Origin of the sequence: Clostridium gasigenes (genome assembly GCF_900104115.1) — a bacterium.
Lineage (GTDB): Bacteria > Bacillota > Clostridia > Clostridiales > Clostridiaceae > Clostridium > Clostridium gasigenes.
Window position 1 is genome coordinate 14,450 of the sequence record NZ_FNJM01000015.1, and the last position, 26,450, is coordinate 40,899.

At 28.5% G+C, this 26,450-nt stretch carries 22 protein-coding genes; 19 read left to right on the forward strand and 3 right to left on the reverse strand.

The genetic code is table 11. The features are described from left to right. Positions 1-84 precede the first annotated feature (84 nt). Together BLS77_RS16415 and BLS77_RS16420 are read right to left on the reverse strand one after the other, a co-directional pair. Complete coding sequence (locus tag BLS77_RS16415; protein ID WP_089972269.1) at positions 85-516, reverse strand: hypothetical protein; 432 nt, start codon at positions 514-516, stop codon at positions 85-87. A gap of 14 nt (positions 517-530) precedes the next feature. After that, positions 531-902: a nucleotidyltransferase family protein gene (locus BLS77_RS16420; protein ID WP_089972272.1), complete on the reverse strand. Its 372-nt coding sequence runs from the start codon at positions 900-902 to the stop codon at positions 531-533. A gap of 208 nt (positions 903-1,110) precedes the next feature. Here BLS77_RS16420 and BLS77_RS16425 point away from each other — a divergent pair, with 208 nt between their 5' ends. The 12 genes from BLS77_RS16425 (at position 1,111) to BLS77_RS16480 (ending at position 19,028) form a co-directional block, all read left to right on the forward strand. After that, positions 1,111-1,911, forward strand: coding sequence for a MerR family transcriptional regulator (locus BLS77_RS16425; RefSeq protein ID WP_089972274.1), 801 nt, complete (start codon positions 1,111-1,113; stop codon positions 1,909-1,911). 2 nt (positions 1,912-1,913) lie between these two features. After that, positions 1,914-2,537, forward strand: a complete 624-nt coding sequence (locus tag BLS77_RS16430; protein ID WP_089972277.1) for a GyrI-like domain-containing protein — start codon at positions 1,914-1,916, stop codon at positions 2,535-2,537. A 95-nt stretch (positions 2,538-2,632) separates the two neighbouring features. Then, positions 2,633-4,336 carry a DUF2207 domain-containing protein gene (locus BLS77_RS16435; protein WP_089972279.1) on the forward strand — a complete coding sequence of 568 codons (1,704 nt, stop codon included), beginning with the start codon at positions 2,633-2,635 and terminating at the stop codon, positions 4,334-4,336. A 120-nt stretch (positions 4,337-4,456) separates the two neighbouring features. Then, on the forward strand, positions 4,457-4,870 hold the full coding sequence (locus BLS77_RS16440) for a hypothetical protein (protein WP_175490886.1): 414 nt from the start codon (positions 4,457-4,459) through the stop codon (positions 4,868-4,870). A gap of 269 nt (positions 4,871-5,139) precedes the next feature. After that, positions 5,140-6,621 carry a glycan biosynthesis hexose transferase WsfD gene (gene wsfD, locus BLS77_RS16445; RefSeq protein WP_089972282.1) on the forward strand — a complete coding sequence of 494 codons (1,482 nt, stop codon included), beginning with the start codon at positions 5,140-5,142 and terminating at the stop codon, positions 6,619-6,621. Then, positions 6,608-7,459: a diguanylate cyclase domain-containing protein gene (locus tag BLS77_RS16450; RefSeq protein WP_089972283.1), complete on the forward strand. Its 852-nt coding sequence runs from the start codon at positions 6,608-6,610 to the stop codon at positions 7,457-7,459. Before wsfD ends, BLS77_RS16450 begins: the two co-directional genes overlap by 14 nt. Then, positions 7,449-8,783, forward strand: coding sequence for a hypothetical protein (locus BLS77_RS16455; protein WP_089972285.1), 1,335 nt, complete (start codon positions 7,449-7,451; stop codon positions 8,781-8,783). The genes BLS77_RS16450 and BLS77_RS16455 overlap by 11 nt, the downstream gene beginning before the upstream one ends. 11 nt (positions 8,784-8,794) lie before the next feature. Continuing rightward, positions 8,795-10,048 (forward strand): glycosyltransferase family 2 protein, encoded by a 1,254-nt coding sequence (locus BLS77_RS16460; RefSeq protein ID WP_089972288.1) that lies wholly within the window; start codon positions 8,795-8,797, stop codon positions 10,046-10,048. A 27-nt stretch (positions 10,049-10,075) separates the two neighbouring features. Continuing rightward, positions 10,076-12,202: a cellulose biosynthesis cyclic di-GMP-binding regulatory protein BcsB gene (locus BLS77_RS16465; protein ID WP_089972290.1), complete on the forward strand. Its 2,127-nt coding sequence runs from the start codon at positions 10,076-10,078 to the stop codon at positions 12,200-12,202. Between the two features lie 27 nt (positions 12,203-12,229). Then, a complete protein-coding gene (locus BLS77_RS16470) occupies positions 12,230-13,357 on the forward strand; it encodes a glycoside hydrolase family 113 (RefSeq protein WP_089972293.1) in 1,128 nt (375 codons plus the stop codon). A gap of 317 nt (positions 13,358-13,674) precedes the next feature. Continuing rightward, positions 13,675-17,409, forward strand: coding sequence for a 5'-nucleotidase C-terminal domain-containing protein (locus BLS77_RS16475; protein WP_089972295.1), 3,735 nt, complete (start codon positions 13,675-13,677; stop codon positions 17,407-17,409). Between the two features lie 257 nt (positions 17,410-17,666). Beyond that, on the forward strand, positions 17,667-19,028 hold the full coding sequence (locus BLS77_RS16480) for a nucleobase:cation symporter-2 family protein (protein ID WP_089972297.1): 1,362 nt from the start codon (positions 17,667-17,669) through the stop codon (positions 19,026-19,028). Between the two features lie 47 nt (positions 19,029-19,075). On the opposite strand, the gene BLS77_RS16485 is transcribed toward BLS77_RS16480, so the two are convergent. After that, a complete protein-coding gene (locus BLS77_RS16485; RefSeq protein ID WP_089972299.1) occupies positions 19,076-19,180 on the reverse strand; it encodes a DUF4372 domain-containing protein in 105 nt (34 codons plus the stop codon). A gap of 250 nt (positions 19,181-19,430) precedes the next feature. Between BLS77_RS16485 and BLS77_RS16490 the strand changes: the two genes are divergently transcribed. The 7 genes from BLS77_RS16490 (at position 19,431) to BLS77_RS16520 (ending at position 26,448) form a co-directional block, all read left to right on the forward strand. Then, complete coding sequence (locus tag BLS77_RS16490) at positions 19,431-20,570, forward strand: 1-propanol dehydrogenase PduQ (RefSeq protein ID WP_089972301.1); 1,140 nt, start codon at positions 19,431-19,433, stop codon at positions 20,568-20,570. A gap of 164 nt (positions 20,571-20,734) precedes the next feature. Continuing rightward, on the forward strand, positions 20,735-21,088 hold the full coding sequence (eutS, locus tag BLS77_RS16495; protein WP_089972302.1) for an ethanolamine utilization microcompartment protein EutS: 354 nt from the start codon (positions 20,735-20,737) through the stop codon (positions 21,086-21,088). Between the two features lie 8 nt (positions 21,089-21,096). Further along, positions 21,097-21,525, forward strand: coding sequence for a EutP/PduV family microcompartment system protein (locus tag BLS77_RS16500; RefSeq protein WP_089972305.1), 429 nt, complete (start codon positions 21,097-21,099; stop codon positions 21,523-21,525). Between the two features lie 12 nt (positions 21,526-21,537). After that, positions 21,538-22,113 (forward strand): ANTAR domain-containing response regulator, encoded by a 576-nt coding sequence (locus BLS77_RS16505; protein WP_089972307.1) that lies wholly within the window; start codon positions 21,538-21,540, stop codon positions 22,111-22,113. Beyond that, the gene (locus tag BLS77_RS16510; RefSeq protein ID WP_089972310.1) at positions 22,103-23,527 is read left to right on the forward strand and encodes a sensor histidine kinase; all 1,425 of its coding nucleotides are present in this window, start codon (positions 22,103-22,105) and stop codon (positions 23,525-23,527) included. The genes BLS77_RS16505 and BLS77_RS16510 overlap by 11 nt, the downstream gene beginning before the upstream one ends. Positions 23,528-23,635: 108 nt before the next feature. Beyond that, positions 23,636-25,066, forward strand: coding sequence for an ethanolamine ammonia-lyase reactivating factor EutA (gene eutA, locus BLS77_RS16515; protein WP_089972313.1), 1,431 nt, complete (start codon positions 23,636-23,638; stop codon positions 25,064-25,066). A gap of 17 nt (positions 25,067-25,083) precedes the next feature. After that, positions 25,084-26,448, forward strand: a complete 1,365-nt coding sequence (locus tag BLS77_RS16520; protein WP_089972318.1) for an ethanolamine ammonia-lyase subunit EutB — start codon at positions 25,084-25,086, stop codon at positions 26,446-26,448. Positions 26,449-26,450: the final 2 nt, after the last annotated feature.

The window sequence follows — 26,450 nt, forward strand, 5'->3', positions numbered from 1 at the left end:
GTAAATAATTTTGGATAAACTGAATAAAAACAATAAAAAAAGCTAGTAATTGCTGTTTAGCAACGACTAGCTTTTTGGTAAAGATTAATTATAAGAGATTAGTAATTTGATTGACTTTTGTAATTCTAATATATATTGCACATTATTTTTTAAGTTTAATAATAGCTCTTCATCAGAAGGAAGCTTATATCTATGTGCAAGCCTATTTCGAAGTCTTCTTGATGTAGCATAGAAATTAAGAAAATTAATACCTATTCTATTAGAATCCTTTATTATTTCCATTCCATCAATTGCTGATAAGCTAATTTTAAATTTATTTAGGTCTTTTAAGTTTATTGAAATATAATCTTCGCAAAGAATATGAAAGTCTAAAAAATATGCCCTAATACTATGGTATAGAATTTTCTTAAGATTTTCATTTTTATTAGTTTCTATTTCTTTTACACACTCTGTATATTCTATGTTCCATTCATTTAAATCAGTTAATAATTTCAAAACTCTATCTTTATTAATCATTAAAGCACCTCCTTTTACCCATAAATAAGGTCATGTTCTCTTAATTTTAAGAAATCATGGTTTTCTATAAAAAAGTTTTCTACAAAAGAATATAATTTTTCATACTTATCATTTTGATTATATAATATTACTGAATCATTCATTATATTTTTAAGTAATATTACATCTGTATCTTTAGACAAGCTTATTAAATCTACAGGAGCATTAAGTAAAGTTTCAAATTCTGATTCAAGTATCAATTCAGTATCTAAATCAATATGCGCTATAATAAATAAATCATAATCAGAGTATTCATTATGATCATTTCTAGCTCTACTTCCAAATAGACCTATACAATCAATATTATACTTTTTAACAACTATATCTATAATATCAGTAAGATCCATAAAATCACCCTCCACTCATTTACTATAGTTATTATTATACCCAAACTTTGTAAGCCTAACAACTTTTTATAATGCAAGTAATGCATGGACATTAAGAAAGTTAATTCTCTATGATATAATATTAATACATAGAATTTCTTGAGCAGAGAAAATATTATTGACACTCCAGTGCAGTGGACAGATTATAATTTGAATATAGAGGTGAATTATGTATAAAATAGGTGAGTTTTCAAAGATAACAAATCTTAGTGTAAAAACATTAAGGTACTATGATGAAGAGAAAATACTTCTGCCATCATTTCGTGATGATGAAAATGGATATAGGTATTATAATGAAGAAGATTTTCAAAAAGCTAAATTATTAGTTCTTTTAAGAGAATTAGATTTCTCAATTTCTGAAATAAAAGATGTACTATCTATCTGTAATAATAGTGAGGATTTATCTTATGTTTTTGAAGAAAAGAAGGAAATGATTAAAAAGAAAATATTTCAGCAAGAAGAATTGCTAAAGAAACTTAACCTCTATACAGAATATAATTTAATGGAGGAATGTCATATGGATTATAAAGTAGAAATAAAAAGCATGCCGGAAATAATGGTTGCATCAATTAGGTACAAAGGAAGATATTGTGATGTTGGAAACTATATTAAATCTATCTATAAAACCATTAAAGGTAAAGCGAGCGGAACTCCTTTTAATTTGTATCATGATGGTGAATATAAGGAAATTGCTGATATAGAAGTTTGTGTACCTATTAAAAAATATATAGAGACATCAACTGTAGATATTAAAAAATTACCATCCATAAAGGGGATATCTACTATACATTATGGGAAATATGAGCAGTTAAATAATGCATATAAAGCTCTTTTTGATTATGCGAGCAAAAATAATATTAATTGCATAGGTCCAGCAAGAGAGACATATTTAAAAGGTCCTGGTATGATTTTCAAAGGGAACCCAAGTAAATATGTTACTGAAATAATTATTTCGATTGGGGAGATGTAGACATGAAGCATGAGTGGAGAAAGCGTGAAAAAGAATATTATATGCCTAAAGAAAAGCCAGTTTTAGTAGATATTCCTGAATTTAAGTTTTTTATGATAAAAGGAAAAGGAAATCCAAATAGAGAAGAGTTTTCACAAGCTGTAGGAGTATTATATTCACTTGCCTATGCAATAAGAATGATGCCTAAAAATGGATATACTCCAGAAAGATATTTTGAATACACTGTTTATCCACTAGAGGGAATCTGGGATTTAACAGAAGAAGGCAAAAATCAAGAAACATTAAATAAAGATGAGTTTATTTATACGATAATGATTAGGCAACCAAATTTTGTAACAGAGGAACTTGTAGCTAAAGCAATGGAAATTGTTAAAAAGAAAAAACCACATCCTTTATTAGATAAAATTATTTTTGAAACTATAAAGGATGGACTTTCAGTTCAGATGTTGCATATAGGCTCTTTTGATGATGAATCTAAGACTTTTTCTATTATGAAAGAGTATTGCGAGAAAAATAATTTGATTATAAAAACAAAAGCACACAGAGAGATATATCTTTCAGATTTAAGGAAAACTGAAACGGAGAAATTAAAAACTGTACTTAGGTATTGTGTCAAGGAAATTTAAAAAATATATAAATGAATATATATAATGTATAATGAATGTTAAATTTATTATGATTGCTGATAAATGTGAATAAGAAGAATTAAGGGGTTGATTAGGTGAAAAAGTTATTAAGTTTTACTTTGCTATTTTTATTGCTATTTAACTTTGTTCCTTGCTTTGCAGATACTAAAAGCTATGAAATTGATAAGGTAGATATTAATGCAGCTATTATGGATAATGGGGATATTAACGTAACTGAATATTTAACTTATAATTTTTCAGGGGATTTTAATGGATTTCTTAGAGAGTTAAATTCAACTGGCTCTGATGGCTATATAATAAATTCAGTTGTTGTTATTGATAAATCTGGGTTTGAAACTATAGCTACATCAGGAAATACAGAGGCTGAAAATACCTATGAAATTTCAGAAAATGGAGATAAAACGTCAATTAAATTATATTCAAAAAGCTCTAATGAAAAGAAAATTTTTAAGGTGAATTATACTGCTAAGAATGTAGCTAAAAAATATGAAACTACTGGTCAATTATATTGGGATTTTTATTCAGTAGAAAATATTTCATCTATAAAGGAAGCTAATCTTAATATTAGTTTTTATAATAAAATACTTACTGCTGAAAATTCCAGATACCAAACCTTTGGAGATGGTGAACTTTTAACTAGTTATATTAATAATGGAATAAATATTAATTATAAAAACTTATCCTCCAGGATAGGTATTGATTTAACTATTCCAGCAGAATTTTTAGTTAATAGTTCTATAATATCAGGTAACGATAGTATTAAGGGGAATACAGAACCTAATAATAAGGATATTGTTTCTGAGAATAATTCTAAAAATCCAAATTATGGAGGCGTTATTTTTATTTTAATTGTTGGTGGAATTATTACTTTAATAGTTATATTAGTTGTTAGTGAAAATAAAAAACGTAATGAAGCTATTAAAAAATATCGAAATGAGTACAACTTTATTTCAAATATTAAATATATTGAGCCTCCTTCTAGAATTTCACCGGCTTTAGTTAATTTATTAATAGGTAAGAAAAATATTTCTCAGGAAATTCTTAGTTCTACTTTATTCTACCTGTGTAACTTAGGGTATTATAATATTGAACAACTTAAACATACAGAAAAAGGTTTTTTGAGTAATAAATCAGATAATGATTTAGTCTTTAAAAGAAACATTAATAAAACTTTACCTAAAGAAGCTCATCTTAATTTTATTATTAAATGGTTTTCGGTTTATGAGATAGATAATGAATTTTCATTGATTAATATACAAAATTTATTAAAGAAAGAATCGAAAGCAAAAATATTTTTAAAAAAATTAAATGAATGGAAAGTGAAAGTCGGAGAAGATGCTAAATTACAAGGATTCTTTACCATTATTGGAAATAGAGAAACATTAACAAATGAATTTTATAATGAAAAATTAAAATGGTTATCATACAAAGGGTTTATAGAGAATACTATCAACCTTAAAGAACGGTTAAATGAATTTAATACAGCAGATACTATTCTTTTATATGCAAGAGCATTAGGAATTAATAATGCCTCAATTGAGCATTACATTAATGAATTAATAATTACTGCAAAAAGAGCTAGTGAACGTGACATGGATTCACTTAATTATATTAATAGAACATATTACTTTAACTACTATTTAATTCACATGAATACCATGAATTCAATATATAATAATGCAACACCTAGTAATCATGATTCTGGTGGGGGATTTACTGGTGGCTCAAGTGGTGGAGACTTTGGTGGTGGAGGCGGAGGAGGTTCAGGTGCCTTTTAAAATTGATAAAACAATTATGACTAGGTAAGGTTTAGTGATATAATAAATATAAGTATTGATATTTATTTGTATATATATAAATACTTAGGGGGTGGTACTATAATAAAATTATTAAAAATTATGGCAGAGTTCATTAATAATATTCACGATGAAGTTGTAAATTTTGTTGGGATAGGTGATTATGCAATTGATGACAAAAAGCTACACTTTATATCAATGGCTATTATAGGTATGGTTATCTTTCTTATTACACAATTTGTATTTAAAAGAGTGGCAAAGTATAGCATAACAGCTATATCATTTATTTATACATTTACTGTTATGATTGTTATTGTATTTGTAATTGAGATACAACAAAAGCTAACTAATAGGGGTAATATGGAATTTGCTGATATCGCCTATGGAATCTATGGCTTTTTATATGTTTTCTTAATATATTTAGTTATAAAGTTAATTTTTATATTTGCTAAGAAACAATTAGTCAAATTGAGTGATAAAAAAACAAACAAATTTAGGGATACTGAGGAGCAGTAGATTACATATACACTAAGTTATCTATAGTCTCAAATATAAAGAGAGCTAGGACCTTTAGCATAAAATGGCTAAATATCCTAGCTCCTTTTATATAAAATTGTTTTGAGGTGAAATTTAATCTTAAATATTCATTTAAGATTAAAAACTATTATTAATTGTATAGATAAATTTAAATAAAAGTAATCTTTATTGTGTAAAATAATAAAGACTATTTTTTATGGGGTTTAAGGGGTTTTATAAATTAATAAAAAACAATAAAGAGGTAATTTATGTATAAAAAATTAGATGTGAAAAGGTTATATAATTTTATAAAAATTAAGATGACCCCAGAAATTACAGTGCTTATTCTAATAATGATTATAGGTACATTTGGATTATTTATAAAACCAATAATCGGGATTGCGGATAATGGCGACTTTTATAGAATCATAAGTCAGAATGGATTATACCATTTATCAAATAATGATAACGATATAATGTTTGGATATTTTAACAAAGAATATGGAATATATAAATATGCAAGTGAAACAACTGGAGCATTATTTTCAACTCAATCTATATTTATAAAATTAGCAGTCTACATATCAAAAATATTTAATAATAATAATATTTTTGATATTAGGTTTCTTTCAATAATATTTTTGAGCTTACATGCAGTAGCAGCTTATTTACTAGTTAAGGTTTTTACTAAGGATATAAAAACACAAAAATTTAAGTATCTTATAGCAATTATATATACATTTATTTTTTGTGATACAGCATATATTTCATATTTCAATTCATTTTATGGTGAAGGGGTAATAATAGCTTGTTTTTTACTAAGTGTAGCCATATTACTATATATAATAAAATTCAACAAAATAAATTTGGTGAATTTAATTTTATTCTCTATTGTTTGTTTATTATTTTTTGGGGCAAAGCAACAATTAGCACCTATAGGAGTGTTAGCTGCAATATTAATTATAAGGCTGGGATATGTTAATGAAAATAAATATATAAAGATATTATCAATAATAATAGGTATTTTCTTTATAGTATCAGCAGGGTTATTATATAAATCTATAAAGGGCGATTTTGACTATATGAATAGATTTCATGCAATGACTAGAGGTTCACTTATGAATGGAGAAGATCCAGAAAAGGTATTAGAGAATTTTGGTATAGACGGAAGCTACTCTTTGCTAGAAGGGGAAAATTTTTATAAGAAAGTACCCTCTATAAATCCAAATGATGAAAGACTAAAGGAAGACTTTTATGAAAACTATTCAATACCATCACTTTTTATATATTATTTAAAACATCGAAAAGAATTTAGATCGATTTTAAAAGTAGGCATTAAAAATGCATACACTATAAAGCCTGACGCCATGGGAAACTATGAAAAAAGTGAAGGCAAACCATATGGAGCTAAAAGTTATTTTTTTAGTGGATGGAGCGCTATAAAAGATAAAAGTGTATTTAAGACATCTGGCTTTATGATTTTATTTTTAATAATTTACTTTTTATGTTCCTTTAAAAGTTATAAAAAAAGCCTTAATACTAAAGATGTTAATGGGTGCTTATTTGAAGAAGCATATTTATATATTTTTTTAGCTGGATTTTCACAAATTATAATATCAGTAGTTGGAGCAGGTGATGCTGATATTGCAAAACATGAGTTTTTGTATAATTTGACATTCGACTTAATGGTAATTAGATTAATAATGCAATATTTAATAATAATGGAGGGGAAAAGAATTGGGAAGCAATGAAAAAATAAGTATGAAAATTGATTTATATGCAACATTAATGGTAGGATATTTTTTCGTGGCATGCATAGCCTTTGTATATTTAGAATTAAGTAAAAGTCTAGAAGGATATATAATGTTAATGATATTAATGATTGTGGCTCAAATTAGCTATTATCTAGGAAAAACTGGGGCCTTAATAGTAGGTATGATAGTAGATTTTGTTTATTGCACCTATAAATTTTATCTTTCATTTACTAAAGGGGTAGTATTAGATAATAAAATTTTTTATTGGATTATAATAGTTCCATTAACTGCTTTATTAATATCTACAATAGCGGAATTAATATTAGAAATGCAGGTTAAGATTAGTGAGTTAGAAGAAAAAAATAAAAAATTTATAATGATGGATGAATCTACAGGAATAAAAAATGGAAGGGCATTTATAAATGAAATGCCTATATATATGAATTTACACAAAAGATATAAGATGCCAATAACATTAGTAATGGTAAGACTTAAATATAGTGATAAACTAGCTAGTATAGTAGGAGAAGATTTATTTAAGGAAGTAATAAGAAAATGTTCAGAGGTATTAGGTGAAACTTTAAGGTATGAGGATGGAAAATATTTAATTGATAAAAAAACATTTGCCTATATATTAATATGTGATGAAGATGGGGCTTTAGTTGTGAAAAATAGGATGAAGGAAGCTGTTAGGGAGATAAAAATAGGAAAAGAAAAACTATATAAAAATTTAAATGTTGAGGTTCAAATAGGAGGCTTTACTCAAAATGAACAGGTGATAGATCCTATGAGCTTTATTAATTTAGCAGAGAAAGAATTAGAGTATGATGTTTAATAATATAAAAAAAGCAATTATTTTATGTATAGGAATAACGTTAATACTTCCTTGGAAGGTTTCCTTAGCAATAGAGAATAAGAGTGAATTACTAATTATATATGATCAATATAAGGAGTATGCAAGCAAAAATAATAATTTGAATTATGTTATAAAAATGGCATTGACTACAGGAAAAAACATAGAGTTAAGAAAAATAAATAGTTATACAACAGAAGATTTAAATAATGCTGAGGGCATTATTATATTATCCAATGAAGAGGGAAGCTTTAAAGGGCCTGAAGTAGAGGAGCTTTACATAAGAAGTGAAAAATTATTGTGGATTGGAAAGAATTCTTCTGATGAGGAAGTAGTTCCATTAAATTTCAAAGATAAAAGATCAATATTAGAAATAAAGAAAAAAATAAATGATAAATTTAATAATAAGGAAAATAAAAAGAGAAATTGTTATCTATTAATAGATGAAGTTTATCCATATGATGATTTAAATTGGTTAGTTAAAAAAGCAGACTATTTATATGATCAGGGAATTCCATTTTTAGTTAGTGCCATGGGGGTTTATGAAAATTTAGAATTTGATGCCATGAAAAGATATGTTGAGGCTCTAAGATATTGTGTTGCCTCAGGTGGGACTGTTATTTTAGGCGATCCTTATTTGTATGATAAGGGACCTACAGAAGAGGAACTAATGCAAAATGTTTCTATTGCCCAGGATGCCTTTGTAAATTATAAGGTATATCCAATAGCAACAACCATAAATGATTATTATTTATATAGAAATGATAGAAAAAAATATTTAGATGAGACTTCTACAATAATAATTAATGAAAATCAAAATTTAGGGGTAATAGATTTTGAAAAATATTCTATAGGTTATTTTGATAATGTGTTGCTAAAAATTGATGGTGAGGAATTGAATTTTTCAAAGGAACTATTAACTGATGTAGCAATAGGGATTAAAGGCAATGAGCCAATTAAGGATCTTCAAGAAAAAATACGATTATATAAAAAAAAGGGAATAGAATTTTCAAATACTATAAATTTAGAAAGTAAATTAACCTTTGGTAATAATAAAATAACTAATAATAGAAATGGATTAATGGTTAATGATGTAAATTTACGAGGAAATAAATTTTTATCAAAACAGGGGTTATATGGGGATGAAGATAAAAATTTGGAAGATGAGATACCGGAAAAATCGGGTATTATTGATTTAACTAACGTAAACAAAGGGATATTTGTAATTGCTATTATGGGGGTAATAGTATTTATAATATTCTTCTTATACAGTTTAAAAATAGATAAGAAAAAGTATTTTAAGTAAAGGAGATCAATATGAGCCTGGTTGATTATTTACTAGTGTACTCTTTAGGAGTGATATGGGTAGTTATTTTTATGAACATTATTTTAGTAATCGGAGGATATATTTATTATACAAAAATACATGATAAAAAAATGAAGGAAGAAATAGATTACTATCCATTTGTAACCGTTATGGTACCATCTCATAATGAGGGGGTGGTTATAAAGAGGACTGCAGAGTCTCTTTTAAGATTAGATTATCCAAAGGAAAGATATGAAATAATAATAATTAATGATAATTCTTCAGATAACTCTGAAGAGATATTAAATCAGGTTAAGGATAAATATAAAGGAAGAAATTTTACTGTGATAAACACAGATAGTGTAACTGGCGGGAAGGGAAAATCGAATGCTTTAAACATGGCATTTAATATAAGCCGGGGTGAATATCTTGCTATTTATGATGCGGATAATACTCCAGAGCCAAAGGCTTTAAAATATTTAATTCAAACTATTGACGAGGACCCAAAACTTGGCGCAGTTATAGGTAAGTTTAGATGTAGAAATAAAAATGTGAATTTACTAACTGCATTTATTAATATAGAGACATTATCTTTTCAGTGGATGGCACAAGCGGGAAGATGGCAGATCTTTAATCTTTGTACTATTCCAGGAACTAACTTTGTAGTAAGAAGAAAATTAATAGAAGAAATGGGCGGTTGGGATACTAAGGCAATAACAGAGGATACTGAAATTAGCTTTAGACTTTATAGAATGGGTTATAAAATAAAATTTATGCCCCTGGCAGTTACCTGGGAGCAGGAACCACAAACCTTAAAGGTTTGGTTTAGGCAAAGAACAAGATGGGCTAAAGGAAATATTTATGTAGTAATAAAAAATGCAAAGTACATTTTCAAACCAAGTGCTGGAGTTATAAGATTTGATCTTATATATTATGTAACTATATATTTTCTGTTTTTGTCAGCAAATATACTTTCAGATGCTATTTTTATTCTTGGTTTGCTTGGATTAATACAAGTTCATGTAAAAGGATATGTACTGGCTATATGGGTGATGGCTTTATCGGTATTTGTATTATCACTTTTAGTTTGCATATCAACAGAAAAAGGAGAACTAACATTTAAAAATTTTATCGTAATTTTACTTATGTACTTTACTTATTGCAAGTTATGGGGCGTTGTTGCTGGGTACGGTTTTTATAGTTTTATAAAAGATACAATATTTAAAAAAGAAGTAAAGTGGTATAAAACAGAACGGTTTGAGTAAGAAATATTGAAAAATAGGAGGTACGGTATGAATAAAAAAATATTTAATAATATAAACAAAATTGTAACTTTAATATTATTAATTGTTTCAATATTGACTGTGATTCCAGTGGAGGTAGCACAGGGAGTTTTGAAAAATAGAAGTTATAGTAATAATATCTATAATAAAGAGCTAGAGCTTTCAAAGAATGTTTCTTTTTCAGGAGTTTATGATAGTTATTCTTGGAATTTTAATATAGATAAGAGAACTAATATTAAGGATATAAAGACCTCTATGGTTTTTGAAGTTACAGATGTATTAGAAAAAAATATAGGCAGTTATTTAACCTTTTTAGTAAATGGAACAGAATTTTATTCGAAAAAAATAGAAAGTAATAATGGACAAAACCAAACTATAGAATTAAAACTTCCATTAGAATTATTAAAGGATGGATTTAATGAGATTAAGGTAGAAGGTTATCTTAGACTTACAGATATGCCATGTACAGATGATTTAAACACTGCAAATTGGCTAGTTTTAAAGAAAGAGTCAAAAGTTAATATAACTCAAACAAATATGATTCCAGAAAATTTAATAAGTGAACTGACCTATCCATTAGTAAATATGGGAGGATATGAAATCACTAAAATAGTAATTCCTGATAGTTATACTGATGGAGAATTAACATCAGCATTAAAAATGCAAGGATTAATTGCAAGAGAAGGCGGAAGGGGACAAATTATTAAAGCTGAAAATGGGAAGGCTTTAGAAAAAAGTAATATAGCATATATAGGAAGAATAGATGCTATGCCAGAAATATTAAAAAAAGGGATAGGAGGTTTTGAAGATCTTAATAATCAAGCTTATATCAACATAGCAAACTCACCAGTAGGAGCTACAGGACAGGAAAAAATTCTGTATATTTTATCGGAAAATGATAAAGAATTAATTTGTGCTGTTAAATTCCTTATGAATAAGGAGTTGGTTAGCCAAGTTAACAAAAGTTCAGTTTATATAAATAGTAAAATGGATTTAAATGATAAGATTAAGGAACCACAAAAAACTTTCACATTTAAGGAACTTGGATATAACCAAAAAACTGTAGAAGGATTATTTAGAAATGAAATGGCTATTAACTACTCATTACCTCAAAATAGACAATTAAGTGTAGGAGATACAATTAATATAAATTTCAGGTATTCTGAAAATTTAGATTTTGATAGATCTTTATTTACAGTATTTATAAATGATATTCCAGTTGCTAGTAAAAAGCTAGAAAAAGAGAAGGCAAATGAAGATAATCTTTTAATTACAGTACCAGAAGATGTTACAAATATATTCTTTATTGAAATAAAGTTTGCCTTTGATTTATTACTAAATGATGTAAATTGTGAGATAAGAGATCAAAAGCAACCATGGGTATTTGTTAGAGATGATTCAACTATTCAAATTAATAATAAGGAACTAAAACAATTTTATTTTGATACATATCCAGCACCATTTGTATCTGATTGGGATATGAATGAAACATTATTTGTTCTACCTGATAATCTTTCAAGTAGTGAGTTAACAGCTCTAGGTAATATGTCAGCTTATATGGAAAAACAAACTAAATACAATTTAGGAAGTTTAGAGGCTATAAGTTCAAAAAACTTAGAAAATCAGCATAATGATAAAAATATTGTTATTTATGGTACCCCAGATAATAATAAATTAATAAAAGAATTAAACAAAAATCTTTGGATGCAGTATAATAATGAATATACAAAGTTTGAATCTAATGAAAAATTAACCCTTATGGAGGATTTTTCAAAGACAATATCAACATTCCAATTAGATAAATCACCATATAACTCACAAAAAAATATGATGGTTTTAACATCACCAAGGGCGGATTTGTTAGAAAAAAGCTTGTTGTTTTTAAGTGAAGATAAGGAGTTTTATAAACTAAATGGAGATGGAGCAGTTATAGATGAGCATGGAAATGTTAGATGCTTTAAATATAAGGAAGAAGTGGAAGCACCAAGTTATGATAAAATAATAAAGCTAAGTAGTAGTTCTAAGATTTTATTAGTAGTGCTATTAGCATTAGTCATATTTACAATAAGTGCAATTTTATTATATAAGAAAAAATATAAAATTAAGGTGTTTAGAAAAAATAATAAGTCTAAATAATTATTAATAAATACAAGGTGGGATATTATGTCTAAAAAAAATAAAATAGGGCTAGTGACTATTTTTTTTATAGTTGTCGTATGTTTTTATATGTATAATTTTAATTATACAACTAGAGGGATAATTAATAAGAGCATAAATAAATTTCAAGGAAAAACTTTAAACGATAAATTTGAAAAAAAAATAAAATCAGGTAATTTATCTACTGATTATACAGTAGAAGAGGCACTTAATGATATTGATAAATTTGGACTAAATACTATAAATCTTCCTGTAGTAATAAATATTGACTCTCTCTCATCTAGTGATATGAGTATATATGACAATAGTTTAGAAAGAGCGAAAATGCTACTTGACGAGCTAAAAGGAAGAGATATTAATATAATCCTAGAACCTTATCCATGGATAGAGAATGGAAGTAAATATGAAACGGAACTAAATCCAGAAGATAAAGAAGCTTTTTTTAATAATTGGAAAACAAAGGTCATTAAGCCCTTAATAGATGAAATAGCAATACCCTATCATATAGATGCATTTAACATAGCAACTAGCTTCTCAAAGTTAGAATATATGGAAGATGAGTTTTGTAATATAATTGATTATGTTAGAGGATATTATAAGGGATTAGTAACATATAGAACTAGCTTTTGGATAACAACTAATTGGAATGTTGAAAGTACTATGGAAATAGAAAAACAATTAAAGAGCCAATATGAAAATAAATTAAATAATAAGTTGTTTTCAAAGGTAGACTTTATATCTATTGCTTCATATTTTGAGCTTACAGATAATGATATAAATACAGTGGATAGTTTAGTAAATTCAATAAATTCATCACAAAGATATTATAGAAAACAAGAAATAAAAGAAGAAGTAAAAGCTTTTAATGAAAAATGGGAAAAACCAATTTTCTTTGGAGAATTAGGCTTTCCAAGAACTGAAAAAGCTTCTATAGAGCCATGGAATCCTTATAAAACAACTGTGATTAATAGTCGCGAGCAGGGAAATTGTTTTGAGGCTTATAAAATAGCATATAAAGATGAACCTTGGTTTTTAGGATTTTCTCTTTTTGCTATAGGAAACCAGGGAGCGGATAAGATGTATTATCCTGGAGTAGAAGCCAGTGAGGTTATAAAAAATTGGGATAAAGAGTAATAAGAAAGGCGGTTGTAATTAATTTTACAACCTCCTTTTTTATTACAAAAGGCAAGCTATATAACATAATTTACAAAACAAGTCAAACTGTTTAAATTAGGAAATTAATATTTTTTTGAATTTAAAAAAAATAAAATAGGGGGAAATATGTAATAATAATAACAAAATAGTAAATAATACACAAATAAAATATCAATAAAATAAAAAAAGGAATATAAAAATAAAATTAGAAAAAATTAGATGGAAATTAATGTTATGTATATATTATAATTAGTTTGCAATACAATAAAAAATTTACAAAGGGAAGGTGCAAAAATATGTTTATATTAAAGAAATTTAAAAGCAAAAAGACTTTAGCAGCAACATTAAGCGCTATTATGTTATTTAGTTTATTTAGCCCTATAACGGTAAAAGCTGCCGAAGATGAAATCGTTAACATTCAGCTTATAGCGACTTCTGATTTTCATGGGAGATTTTATCCATATGACTATGCTCAAAATAAAGAGGATAAATCAGGGAGTTTAGCTCAAATTGCTACAGTGGTTAAAGAGTATAGATCAAAAAATCCAAACACTATAGTTGTAGATGCTGGTGATACAATACAAGAAAATTCAGCTGAAATATTTTTTAAAAGTAATCCAGAATATAAACTAGAAGGAAACCCTATGATAAAAGCCTTTAATGAAATAGGGTATGATTCAGTTACTTTAGGTAATCATGAATTTAATGGAGGAATAGACAAGCTTAAAGAAGCCTATGGTACAGCGAATGCTAAAGTACTAAGTGCGAACGTATATGAAAAAGATGGAAAAACTAGAATGTATGGTAACTATACAATAGTAGAAAAAGGTGGAGTAAAAGTTGCTATTTTAGGAATAACAACACCAAATATAACTAGATGGGATGAAGAAAATCTTAACGGATATAAAGTAACTAATCCTATAGATGAAGCTAAAGCTGCCATCAAAGAAATTAAAGATGGTAATAAAGCAGATGTAATCATTGCAACTGTTCATATGAGTGAAGGTGATGAGTATGATGTACATGGATCTGGAGTTGTAAATCTTTTAAATGATGTTCAAGGTCTAGATTTTGTAGTGGCAGGACATGGACATAAAATTGTTGATGATACAACTGTAAATACCGATAACCCAGGAAAATTCAACGTTTATAATGGCGTTAAAATGATCGAAAATGATGCAAGAGGAAAGACAATAGGTAAGGTTGATATTAAAGTTACAAAGAAAGATGGTAAATATATAGTTGCAGATAGAGTTAATGACGTAACAGCTAAAATAACTAAAATTAAGGATGTTACACCGGATACAGAGATGATGACTTCACTTAAATCATATAATGATTTTGCAATAACTGATGCAAATAAAATTATTGGTAAATTAGTTGATGGTAATTTATCTCCTGAAAATGAAATAGATAAGGTTCCACAAGCTCAATTACAAGAAACACCACTTATTAATCTAATAAATGAAGTTCAAATGCATTATTCAGGAGCAGATGTAGCAGCATCGGCTATATTTGATGCGTCAAGTCCAGTTGTTAAAGAAGGAGAGTTTAAGAAAGCTGATTCTTCACTAATTTATAAATATGAAAATACTCTTTATTCTCTTAAAATGACAGGAACACAATTAAAGAAATATATGGAATGGTCAGCTAGCTATTATAATCAATATAAACCAGGGGACTTAACAATATCATTCAATCCAACTTCTAGATTATATAACTATGATATGTTCTCAGGTGTTAAATTTGGTATAGATATATCAAAACCTGTAGGATCAAGAATAGTTAATTTAACTAAAATGGATGGAACAGCAATTAAAGATGAAGATTCTGTGAAAGTAGCAGTAAATAATTACAGAGCTAATACTCAATTATTATCTTATGGACCAATATTTAAAGCTGGAGAAGCTCTTCCAGAAATTATAGAGAAAGATATTAAATCTAATATAGGTGGAGTAAGAGAACTTATAGGAGATTATATTAAAAATGTAAAGGGTGGAACTATATCACCTAAAATGAATAATAACTGGAAAGTTACAGGTAATAACTGGGATCCTACTTTAAGAAATGTTGCGGTACAAGCTCTTAAAGATAAAGCAGTTACGCTTCCAGCAGGACAAGATCCAAGGGCTGTAAATAGTGTAAGTTTAACTGTTGAGGATTTAAAGAAAGCGACAGGTAATAAATTTATCTCTTTAGCATCTATAAATGATATACATGGTGCTTTAGTAGAACAAGGAAAAAATGTAGGAGTAGCTAAGCTTTCTACAGTGTTTAATGACTATAAAGCAGAAAATCCAAATACAATCCTGGTTTCAGCAGGAGATAATTATCAAGGTTCTGCCTTATCAAATTTATTAACTGGAGAACCTATGAATAAGTTCTTCAAGGCTAATGAATTTGTTGCATCTGCAATAGGAAATCATGAATTTGATTGGGGTGTAGTAGGTAAAGATGGAACTAATATGTTTGAAAAATGGTCTAAAGATTCAGGGATGGATTTCTTAGCTTCTAATATTTATTTAAAAGGAACTAAAGATACACCAAGCTGGGCTAAGCCATATAAAATAGTGGAAAAAGATGGAGTTAAAATAGGTATAATAGGTATTACTACTCCGCAAACAGTATTCCAAACAAAGGCTGAAAATGTAAAAGATTACGAATTTAGAGATCCAGTTGAAACAGTTAACTACTGGGCAGACTTATTAAAAAATAAGGGTGTTGGAAGTGAGAATGTTAAGGTTGATGCAGTAGTTGTATTATCTCACTTAGGAACATTCCAAGATGCTAAAACTAAGGAAATAACAGGGGAAGGTGCAGAGGTTGCAAAATCTGCAAAAAATATAGATGCTGTAATTACAGCACATAGTCATCAAGAAGTTGCCGGTATGGTAAATGGTATTCCAGTAATACAAACAGGATATAATGGAAGAAATATTGGGAAAATAAACTTAGTATTTGATAGCAATAACAAGTTGTTACTAAAAGAAGCTAATTTAGATAAAGTAACTACAAGAGCTAAGGAAATAGCACCTAATAAAGAAGTTAAAGATATGTTGGACATATATGTAAATGATGTAAAACCACTTCTAGATGAAGTAGTAGGATATACTAATATAAGTTTAGATCATGATAGAAAAGCTATTAAAGGAACATCACCACTTGGATACTACACAGCAAAGGTTATGGCTAAAGTAGCTGGAGTACAAATAGGTATAACAAATGGAGGAGGACTAAGAACTCCAATAGCTAAAGGTGAAATAACTATGGGTAACCTTTATGATGTAATGCCATTTGATAATACTTTAGTGAAAATGAATATTACAGGAACTCAATTAAAGAAAGTAATGGAAAATGGAATAGACAATACGGAAATAGGCTGGGTTCAAGTTGCTGGTATTAAGATTTACTACAATGAAAAAGCGGCATTTGGATCAAGAATAACTAAAATGATTCTAGATGATGGAACAGTTGTTAAGGAAGATGGGACTTATTCAGTAGTTACTAATGATTTTATGTCTACTGGTGGAGATAAGTTTGATTTCTCTAAGGGCGTTTCTAATCTAGCTGATATGTCAGTGCCAATAAGAGATGCTTTAGTAAAAGAATTAAAAGAAACTACATCTAAAGATAAGCCTCTTGATTTTAAATTTGAACAAGTTCTAATTGCAGGTGATGCACCAGCAATAGATACAACAACTCCAGACAATAATGGAGGAACAACAACTCCAGACAATAATGGAGGAACAACAACTCCAGATAATAATGGAGGAACAACAACTCCAGATAATAATGGAGGAACAACAACTCCAGATAATAATGGAGGAACAATAACTCCAGATAATAATGGAGGAACAATAACTCCAAATGTTAATGAAGTAAAGACAGATTCAACTTCAGATGGAACTTCAATTAAAACAGGACAAGGAATTCCTAAAACAGGTGCACCAATTGGAGCAACTGGAATAGCTATTATATCTGTAGCACTTATAGCTTCAGGTTTATATTTAACAAAGAAAAAAGCTGCATAGTAAAAAATACTACACTACAGTATAAAGACTACTATTATTATTAATATAAATCTATATAAGTTCTATTAAATAATATACATATTAAAAGCTAGATTACTTACAGTTGTATGGTTAGTTATCTGGAATTAATGTAGATTACTAATTAGAACTTATATAGATTTTATCCAATTAAGATTCATAATTACTAATAAGTATCTATATAATTATAATATAAATTTGTTGAAATTTTACTATTAATTTTATAGGGGGTCTCGTTAATGAATATAAAAAATCAGAAAAAAGTAACCAAAACAAATAAATTAGATGAAATGCTCCCACTAGGACAATTAGCTACTCTAGGACTTCAACATGTACTCGCTATGTATGCCGGTGCTGTAGCTGTACCCCTTATAATTGGTGCTGCTGTAGGTTTAAGCCCTCAACAATTAGAATTGTTAGTTGCAGCTGATTTATTTACTTGTGGTATAGCTACATTGCTGCAAGCCATTGGAATAGGTAATTTTGCAGGTATTAAATTACCTGTTATACTTGGATGTACCTTTGCTGCTGTAGGTCCATTAATTATTATAGGTAAATCTTTAGGAATGGATTATGCATATGGTGCAATAATAGTTTCAGGATTTATTGTTATTTTAATTGCTCCATTGTATGGTAAATTACTAAGATTTTTCCCCACTGTTGTAACCGGCTCTGTAGTAAGCATTATTGGGCTTTCCTTAATTAATGTTGGTATTAGAAGTTGTGGCGGTGGTGCTGGTTCTAAAGATTTTGGAAGCATTGCTAATATATCATTAGCGGGACTAGTAATGTTTATTATTTTACTTTCAAACAAATATTTAAAAGGATTCTTTAAATCAATATCTATCCTTAATGGTATAGTTATTGGAACTATAGTAGCATCCTTTATGGGTATGGTTGACTTCTCTATTGTTGCTAATGCAAAATGGGTTAGCTTTGTTAAACCATTTGTTTTTGGATTTCCTAAATTTGAACTTAGTTCAATTATTATGATGACTTTAGTTATGTTTGTAATTATGGTTGAATCTACTGGAACATTTATGGGAGTTGCAAAGTTATGTGAGAAGGACCTTTCTGAAAAAGATATTGTAAAAGGACTACGAGCAGAGGGAATAGCAACAATTTTAGGTGGAATATTTAATTCTTTCCCTTATACTACCTTCAATCAAAACCTAGGACTTCTATCTTTAAGCAAAATATTTAGTCGTTTTGTAGTTGTTGCATCTGGTATTATCCTTGTTGCTCTTGGATTAATTCCAAAGTTTGCAGCTTTAGCTACAATTATTCCTCAACCTGTTATTGGTGGGGCTACTACTATAATGTTTGGTACTGTTGCGGTTGCTGGTATAAAAATGTTATTTGCCGCTGATTTAGAAAAAGATTCAAATATTTTAATAGTTGCTTGTTCTTTAGGTGTAGGCCTTGGAATTACAGCGGTTCCTGAATTACTTTCACAAACACCACAATTTTTCCAATCTATTTTTGGAAGTGGAATAGTTTCAGGTTCTATAGTTGCAATTATTCTTAATGCCTTATTAAACTATGGAAGTAATGATACTAATACCAATTCAGCTTATTCGGATAATCATTCTATCCTTTAAACATAAAGAAGATGTCGCTTAAATTATTTTAAGCAACATCTTCTTTTTTATTTACAAAACTTATCATCAATATCTCTTAGCCCATCGCAACCTGAGATTTGTAAAAATAACATTGTCATAATATGATCCTGACCTGTATAGTTCTTTAACATTGATTTTTATACATAAAAATTTATCGATTAATGCAACCGTAAAACCTAAATTATATTTTAGTATATTATATTTTTAATATGTTACGTAATGATAAGGTGAATTTACAAAAAAAATTAAATCTATTGACCAAAAACCTTATAAGTATTAAAATTAACTTATAATTTAATACACAATGACGTGTATTTGATGAGCAACGAAGCTTCATGGGGATTTATCCTATGGAGCTTTTATTTTTTAGGAGGTAATGCAATGAATAAATTTTCAATTAAAACCAAAATTTATTTTGGTGAAGGTTCACTATCAAGATTAAGTGAACTAAACTATAAAAAAGTAATGGTAATCACAGATCCGTTTATGGTTAAGAGTGGCACTATTAAAAAAATAACAGAACAACTTGAAAAAGGGTCAGTAGAATATATTGTATTTGATGAAATTGTTCCAGATCCACCTATTGAAACTGTAGTAGTTGGTGTAAATAAAATGATGGAGTTTAAGCCAGAAGCTATAGTAGCTTTAGGTGGAGGATCAGCTATTGATGCTGCAAAAGCTATAAAAGAATTTGCTTTAAAAATAACTAAAACTGATGATGTATATTTTATAGCTATACCAACAACAAGTGGGACAGGCTCAGAGGTTACTAGTTTTTCAGTAATAACTGATAAAGAAAAAAATATAAAGTATCCACTAGTATCAGATAGTTTATTACCAAATGAAGCTATATTAGATCCAGAACTTGTGAAAACTGTTCCGAATTTTATTACGGCTGATACAGGAATGGATGTATTAACGCATAGTTTAGAAGCTTATGTTAGTACAAAATCTAATGACTTTACTGATGCTTTAGCAGAAAAATCTATAAAATTAGTTAGTGATTATCTTTTAAGAGCATATAAAGATGGAAATAATACAGAGGCAAGAGAGAAAATGCATTCAGCTTCATGTTTAGCAGGAATGGCATTTAATGAGGCTTCATTAGGTTTAAATCATGGTATAGCTCATGGTATAGGCGGAAAACTACATATAGCTCATGGAAGAACAAATTCTATATTGCTTCCTCATATTGTAGAATATAATGCAGATCTAACAGGATATACAAATTGTGAATATTCAAATGCAGCTATAAGATATGCAAATGTAGCTAAGATTTTAGATTTACCTTGTTCTAATGTAAGAACTGGTGTTAAGAGCTTAATAAATTGGATTGTAAAATTACAAAAAGAAATGAATATGCCAAGAACATTAAAGGAATGTGGAAAGGATATAAATGAAATAAATAATAGTATAGATGCTATAGCAGAAAGTGCTTTAGTTGATGGTTGTACAATCACAAATCCAAGAGTTCCAAATAAAAATGAGATAATAAAAATTTTAAATATAATTTCTAATTAATAGTTTACAAATAATTTAAAAAATGTTGACAAATTATTTGTAAAGGAGTACAATTTTTATATAGCACAAGGGCGTGTTATTCATATGTAGCAACGAAGCTTCTTAAGAATAGTATTATATTTTTAAGGAGCTTTATATATTTTTTTTAAGAAAGTTGGTATAAAATGAGTGAAATTAACGAAAAACAAAGAGTGATTCAAGAATATGTACCTGGTAAGCAAGTTACATTAGCTCATTTAATTGCAAATCCTAATAAGGATTTATATAAGAAATTAGGATTAAATGGAGATAATAAAAATGCTATTGGCATATTAACTATTACACCTGGTGAAGCTTCTATTATCGCAGCAGATGTCGCTACTAAGGCAGCAGATGTTCAAATTGGTTTTGTTGATAGATTCAGTGGTTCTCTTGTTATAACAGGTGATGTTTCATCCGTAGAATCAGCATTGGGACAAGTTTTAATTGTTCTTTCGAATATATTAAAATTTACTCCAGCAGAAATAACAAGGACTTAGGTGAACAAATGAAAAAAGTTATTTTTATGGGAAAATGCGGTTGTGGAAAAACTACATTATGCCAAAAATTACATGCAGAGAATCTAGAGTATAAGAAAACTCAAGCTATTGATAATTATGAAAATGCAATAGATACTCCTGGTGAGTACATAGAAAATAGATCATACTATAGAGCATTAATTGTTACTTCAGTAGATGCTGATGTAATAGCTTTGATACAAGATTGCACAGAAGAAGAAAATTATTTTCCACCAGCTTTTGCAAGTATTTTTCCTAAAGAGGTAATCGGTATTATAACTAAGATTGATTTATCGAATAGTGAAGAGGAAATAATAAAGGCAGAAGAAGCATTAATAAATGCAGGTGCACAGAGGATTTTTAAAATTTCAACTATGGAAAGCATAGGGATAAAAGAATTAGAAGAATATTTGAAATAATAGAGGTGTGGTATGAGTAAAAGAATTGTAATAGTCGATGATGAACCTATTACGAGGATGGATTTGAAGTCATTATTAGTTGATGCAGGTTACGATGTAGTAGCAGAAGCAAGTGATGGATTTGATGCCGTTGAAGCTAGTAAAAAATATTTGCCTGATATTATATTGATGGATATAAATATGCCTAATTTAGATGGTCTAAAGGCAGCTAAAATTATCTCAAGGGGTGGTTATGCAGGTGGGATTATACTTTTAACAGCTTTTTCAGATAAAGAATTTATAGAAAAAGCTAAAGACGTTGGTGTATTTGCATATTTACTTAAACCCTTGGATGAAAAATCTTTGATACCTACAGTTGAGATGGTATACTCAAAATCTAGTGAGTTTAAAAAATTAAAAAAAGAACTGGATTTAAGTATTAAAAAAATTGAAGAGAGAAAAATAATTGAAAGAGCAAAAGGCATGCTTATGAAAGAAGACAACCTTACTGAAGAAGAATCCTATGAAAAAATAAGAAAATTAAGCATGGATAGAAGATGTTCAATGAGGAGTATTGGAGAGGCGATTGTAATTGCTTATGAAATATAAAATTACCGAAAATTTATGTGAACAACAGTCAAGTCTAACAGATAGTGATATTAAAATTATCATTGAAACAAGTAAGGCTGCAGAATATATTACACAAATAGAAACTTGTGATGTTTTCATAGATATTAAAAGCAACATTGAAAATAGTGCTTTAGTTGTATTTGAAAGTAGACCAAGTGATGGACAAAGCTTATATAAGAATTCAGTTGTTGGTGAACTTGCATTAAGAGTAAATGAACCAGGTGTTTTAAGAAGTTTAGAACTAGGTATTCATACAAAAAATATTCATGCTAAAACACAAGAAAACATATGGGTAAAGCAAAATGTAATACCTATAAAAAATGGAGAAAACACTATAGCAGTTTTAATAACTGAAAGAAATATAAGTAAAGAAATATTAACTGATGAGAAAATCAAATCATTATCAGATGATAATGAGGTATTAACTTCAACCTTAATGACTTTATTAAATTATGAAAATGATTTTAAAGATGAAATGAAGGAAGCAATACTTATTTTTAATAGTGAAGGAAAGCTTGTTCTTAAAAATAAGAGTGCTGATAATATTTATGAAAAGTTAGGTTTTTTTGAATCACTAAATGAGTTAGATTATAATAACTTGCGGTTTGATGAAATAACATTAACAGAAATAAATGAAATAAATCCAAAAGAATATAAAAATTTTCTTTTGCATAAAAAAGTAACCATTGGAAATAACTATTTTGAAGTTAAAAAAATAGTTACAGATAATAGTGAAAATAAAATTATTATGATAATAAATGATTTAACAGAAATAAAGAATAAGGACGATGAGATAATTTCTAAATCAGTAGCTATAAGAGAAATACATCATAGAGTTAAGAATAACCTTCAAACTATAGCTTCATTATTAAGACTTCAGAGTCGAAATTGCATAGGCGATGAAGCCAAGCTTGCATTACTTGAGAGTGGGAATAGAATTTTATCAATTGCTACAACTCATGAACTATTATCTAAACAGATAGAAGATAATATATCTATAATAGAAGTATTATCAACTATTAAAAATAATATGTTAAGATGCTTTAGTAATTCTAACAAAGTTTCTATTGATATAAGTGGTGATGATTTTATTGTTAATAGCGATAAGTCTACTACTATAGCATTAATAGTAAATGAGCTATTTCAAAACTCTATGGAGCATGCTTTTATAGGAAGAGATAAAGGCTCTATAAAATTAATACTTGAATCAATTGGAGAATATAAGATAGTTAAAGTTATTGATGATGGTATTGGATTTGATATAAACGATACTAGAAAAGATAGCCTTGGAAGTAAAATAGTTTCAAGCTATGTTAAGGATAAACTCAAAGGGAATCTTATTATAGATTCTAATAGATCAGGAACTAGCATAATAATAAAATTTATAGTATAGATATAACAACTTTTACGCTGTAGTAAAAGTATTAAGCAAAGAGGCTTAATGTTATGACTTTTTTTTAAAAAGGTTTAACATTAAGTCTCTTTTTTGTGGGGTGTAGTGATGAAAGAAGAAATTTTAAGCGTAGGAATTGATATTGGAACATCAACAACACAACTAGTTTTTTCAAATATAACTATAGAAAATATGGCATCTAGTTTTTCAGTGCCAAGAATAAGTATTGTTGGTAAGGAAATTATTTATAGAAGTGATATCTATTTCACGCCGATACTTAGAGGGAAAGAAATAGATATGGAGAAAATTTTAGAAATAGTACAAAAGGAATATATTAAAGCTGGTGTTAAAAAAGAAGAAATATCTACTGGTGCTGTAATAATAACTGGTGAAACAGCGAGAAAAGAAAATGCAAATATAGTGCTTCATAATTTAAGTGGTTTTGCAGGAGATTTTGTTGTTGCAACAGCAGGTCCAGATCTTGAAAGTATAATTTCGGCTAAAGGTGCTGGAGCAGATGTTTATTCAAAGGAAAATAACAATACAGTAGTTAATATTGATGTTGGAGGGGGAACTTCCAATATAGCAGTATTTACAAGGGGAGAATTAATAGATACAGGGTGCCTCGATATTGGAGGAAGACTGATAAAAATAGATGTAACTTCAAAAAAAATAACTTATATAGCACCAAAAATTAAAGAATTAGCAGAAATAAATAATATTAATATTAATGTTGGTGATAGTTATTCAGAAACAGCAGTTCAGAAAATAATTGATGAAATGGTTAAGTTACTTGAAATTTCTGTGGGAGTAACAAAAGAAAATGATTTTTATCAAAGAATATTAACTAAAAAGGGAATTGATTTAAATACGCATATAAATTGCATATCTTTCTCAGGAGGAGTTGCAGATTATATATATAAGGGTTTGGAAGAAAAGGATGTTTTTAAATATGGTGATATAGGAATACTTCTTGGTAGAGCCATTAAAAAATCCTTGCTACTTAGCAAGTTAACTCTCGTGAACTCAACTGAAACCATAAGAGCTACAGTTGTAGGGGCTGGTTCACATACCACTGATATAAGTGGTAGTACAATAACTTACACTGAGGATAACTTTCCTCTGAAAAATCTACCTATATTAAAACTTTCTATAGAAGAGGAAAAAGATACTTCGTTAATAGCTGATAAGATAATAGAAAAATTAAATTGGTTTAAGATTGAGGGAGAACTACAAAGAGTTGCTGTTGCAATAAATGGCAAGAAGAACCCAAGTTTTATAGAAGTAGAAGAAATAGCACAGTCTTTATTAAAAGGTATGAATGAATTAATAGAAAAAGATCTACCTTTAACAGTAATCGTCGAAAATGACATGGCTAAGGTTTTAGGGCAAACACTTCATAGATATTTAAACTATAAGAAAAATATAGTTTGTATAGATGGAGTGAGGGTGGAAAATGGAGACTACATAGATATTGGAAAGCCACTAGTTGGCGGACAAGTAGTACCTGTTGTTATTAAAACTTTAGTATTTAATTAAAGAAGGGGTGAATTATTTTGAAATTAAAAACAAAACTATTTGGTAAAAGCTATGAATTTAAAAGTGTAATAGAGGTGCTTGCAAAAGCTAATGAAGAAAAATCAGGTGATCAACTAGCAGGTATTGCAGCTACAAGTGCTGAGGAAAGAGTTGCAGCAAAGGTTGTTGTATCAAACATGACACTTGAAGATTTAAGAAATAATCCAGCAGTGCCTTATGAAATTGATGAGGTAACAAGAATAATCCAAGATAATGTCAATGAAAAAATATATGCAGAAATTAAAGATTGGACAGTATCAGATTTAAGAGAATGGTTATTAGATCATAATACAACTGGTAGAGATATTGGAAGAGTTTCAAAAGGTTTAACATCAGAAATGATTGCTGCTGTTGCAAAAATTATGTCTAACTTAGATTTAATTTACGGAGCTAAGAAAATAAAAGTAACTGCTCACTGTAACACAACAATAGGAGAAGAAGGAAGACTTTCAATAAGATTACAACCTAACCATCCAACAGATAATCCAGATGGTATTCTTGCTTCATTAATGGAAGGTTTAAGCTATGGAGTTGGAGATGCAGTACTTGGACTTAATCCTGTTGATGACTCTGTTGAAAGTGTAACAAGAGTATTAAAGAAATTTGATGAATTCAAGAGAAAATGGGATATACCTACTCAAACTTGTGTACTAGCTCATGTAACTACACAAATGGAAGCAATCAGAAATGGTGCTCCAGCAGATTTAATATTCCAATCAATAGCTGGTTCAGAAAAAGGAAATACAGCTTTTGGATTTAATGCAGCTACAATAGAAGAAGCAAGACAATTAGCTTTAAAACATGGAACTGGAACTGGACCAAATGTTATGTATTTTGAAACAGGACAAGGTTCAGAATTATCTTCAGATGCTCATCATGGAGTAGATCAAGTAACTATGGAAGCTAGATGTTATGGATTTGCTAAGAAATTTGAACCATTCATCGTAAATACAGTTGTTGGATTCATTGGACCCGAATATTTATATGATTCAAAACAAGTTATAAGAGCAGGACTTGAAGATCACTTTATGGGTAAATTAACAGGACTTCCAATGGGATGTGATGCTTGTTATACAAACCATATGAAAGCTGATCAAAATGATATAGAAAACCTTGCAGTTTTACTTGCAGAAGCAGGTTGCACATACTTTATGGGAGTTCCACATGGCGATGATGTAATGCTTAATTATCAATGTACAGGATATCATGAAGCAGCTACACTAAGAGAACTTGTAGGATTAAGACCTATAAAGGAATTTGAAGTATGGCTTGAAAAAATGGGAATTTATAAAGATGGTAAGTTAACAGAAAAAGCAGGAGATGCGTCAATATTTCTTAAGTAAGA

Bases quoted from the DNA above. Each gene is read 5' to 3' on its own strand.
- BLS77_RS16490 (WP_089972301.1), top strand. From the start codon at position 19,431: ATGAATAAATTTTCAATTAAAACCAAAATTTATTTTGGTGAAGGTTCA.
- BLS77_RS16440 (WP_175490886.1), top strand. From the start codon at position 4,457: ATGGCAGAGTTCATTAATAATATTCACGATGAAGTTGTAAATTTTGTT.
- BLS77_RS16425 (WP_089972274.1), top strand. From the start codon at position 1,111: ATGTATAAAATAGGTGAGTTTTCAAAGATAACAAATCTTAGTGTAAAA.
- BLS77_RS16465 (WP_089972290.1), top strand. From the start codon at position 10,076: ATGAATAAAAAAATATTTAATAATATAAACAAAATTGTAACTTTAATA.
- BLS77_RS16470 (WP_089972293.1), top strand. From the start codon at position 12,230: ATGTCTAAAAAAAATAAAATAGGGCTAGTGACTATTTTTTTTATAGTT.
- BLS77_RS16475 (WP_089972295.1), top strand. From the start codon at position 13,675: ATGTTTATATTAAAGAAATTTAAAAGCAAAAAGACTTTAGCAGCAACA.
- BLS77_RS16430 (WP_089972277.1), top strand. From the start codon at position 1,914: ATGAAGCATGAGTGGAGAAAGCGTGAAAAAGAATATTATATGCCTAAA.
- BLS77_RS16420 (WP_089972272.1), bottom strand. From the start codon at position 902: ATGGATCTTACTGATATTATAGATATAGTTGTTAAAAAGTATAATATT.
- BLS77_RS16505 (WP_089972307.1), top strand. From the start codon at position 21,538: ATGAGTAAAAGAATTGTAATAGTCGATGATGAACCTATTACGAGGATG.
- BLS77_RS16480 (WP_089972297.1), top strand. From the start codon at position 17,667: ATGAATATAAAAAATCAGAAAAAAGTAACCAAAACAAATAAATTAGAT.
- BLS77_RS16455 (WP_089972285.1), top strand. From the start codon at position 7,449: ATGATGTTTAATAATATAAAAAAAGCAATTATTTTATGTATAGGAATA.
- BLS77_RS16460 (WP_089972288.1), top strand. From the start codon at position 8,795: ATGAGCCTGGTTGATTATTTACTAGTGTACTCTTTAGGAGTGATATGG.
- BLS77_RS16415 (WP_089972269.1), bottom strand. From the start codon at position 516: ATGATTAATAAAGATAGAGTTTTGAAATTATTAACTGATTTAAATGAA.
- eutA (WP_089972313.1), top strand. From the start codon at position 23,636: ATGAAAGAAGAAATTTTAAGCGTAGGAATTGATATTGGAACATCAACA.
- BLS77_RS16500 (WP_089972305.1), top strand. From the start codon at position 21,097: ATGAAAAAAGTTATTTTTATGGGAAAATGCGGTTGTGGAAAAACTACA.
- BLS77_RS16510 (WP_089972310.1), top strand. From the start codon at position 22,103: ATGAAATATAAAATTACCGAAAATTTATGTGAACAACAGTCAAGTCTA.
- eutS (WP_089972302.1), top strand. From the start codon at position 20,735: ATGAGTGAAATTAACGAAAAACAAAGAGTGATTCAAGAATATGTACCT.
- BLS77_RS16485 (WP_089972299.1), bottom strand. From the start codon at position 19,180: ATGTTAAAGAACTATACAGGTCAGGATCATATTATGACAATGTTATTT.
- wsfD (WP_089972282.1), top strand. From the start codon at position 5,140: ATGTATAAAAAATTAGATGTGAAAAGGTTATATAATTTTATAAAAATT.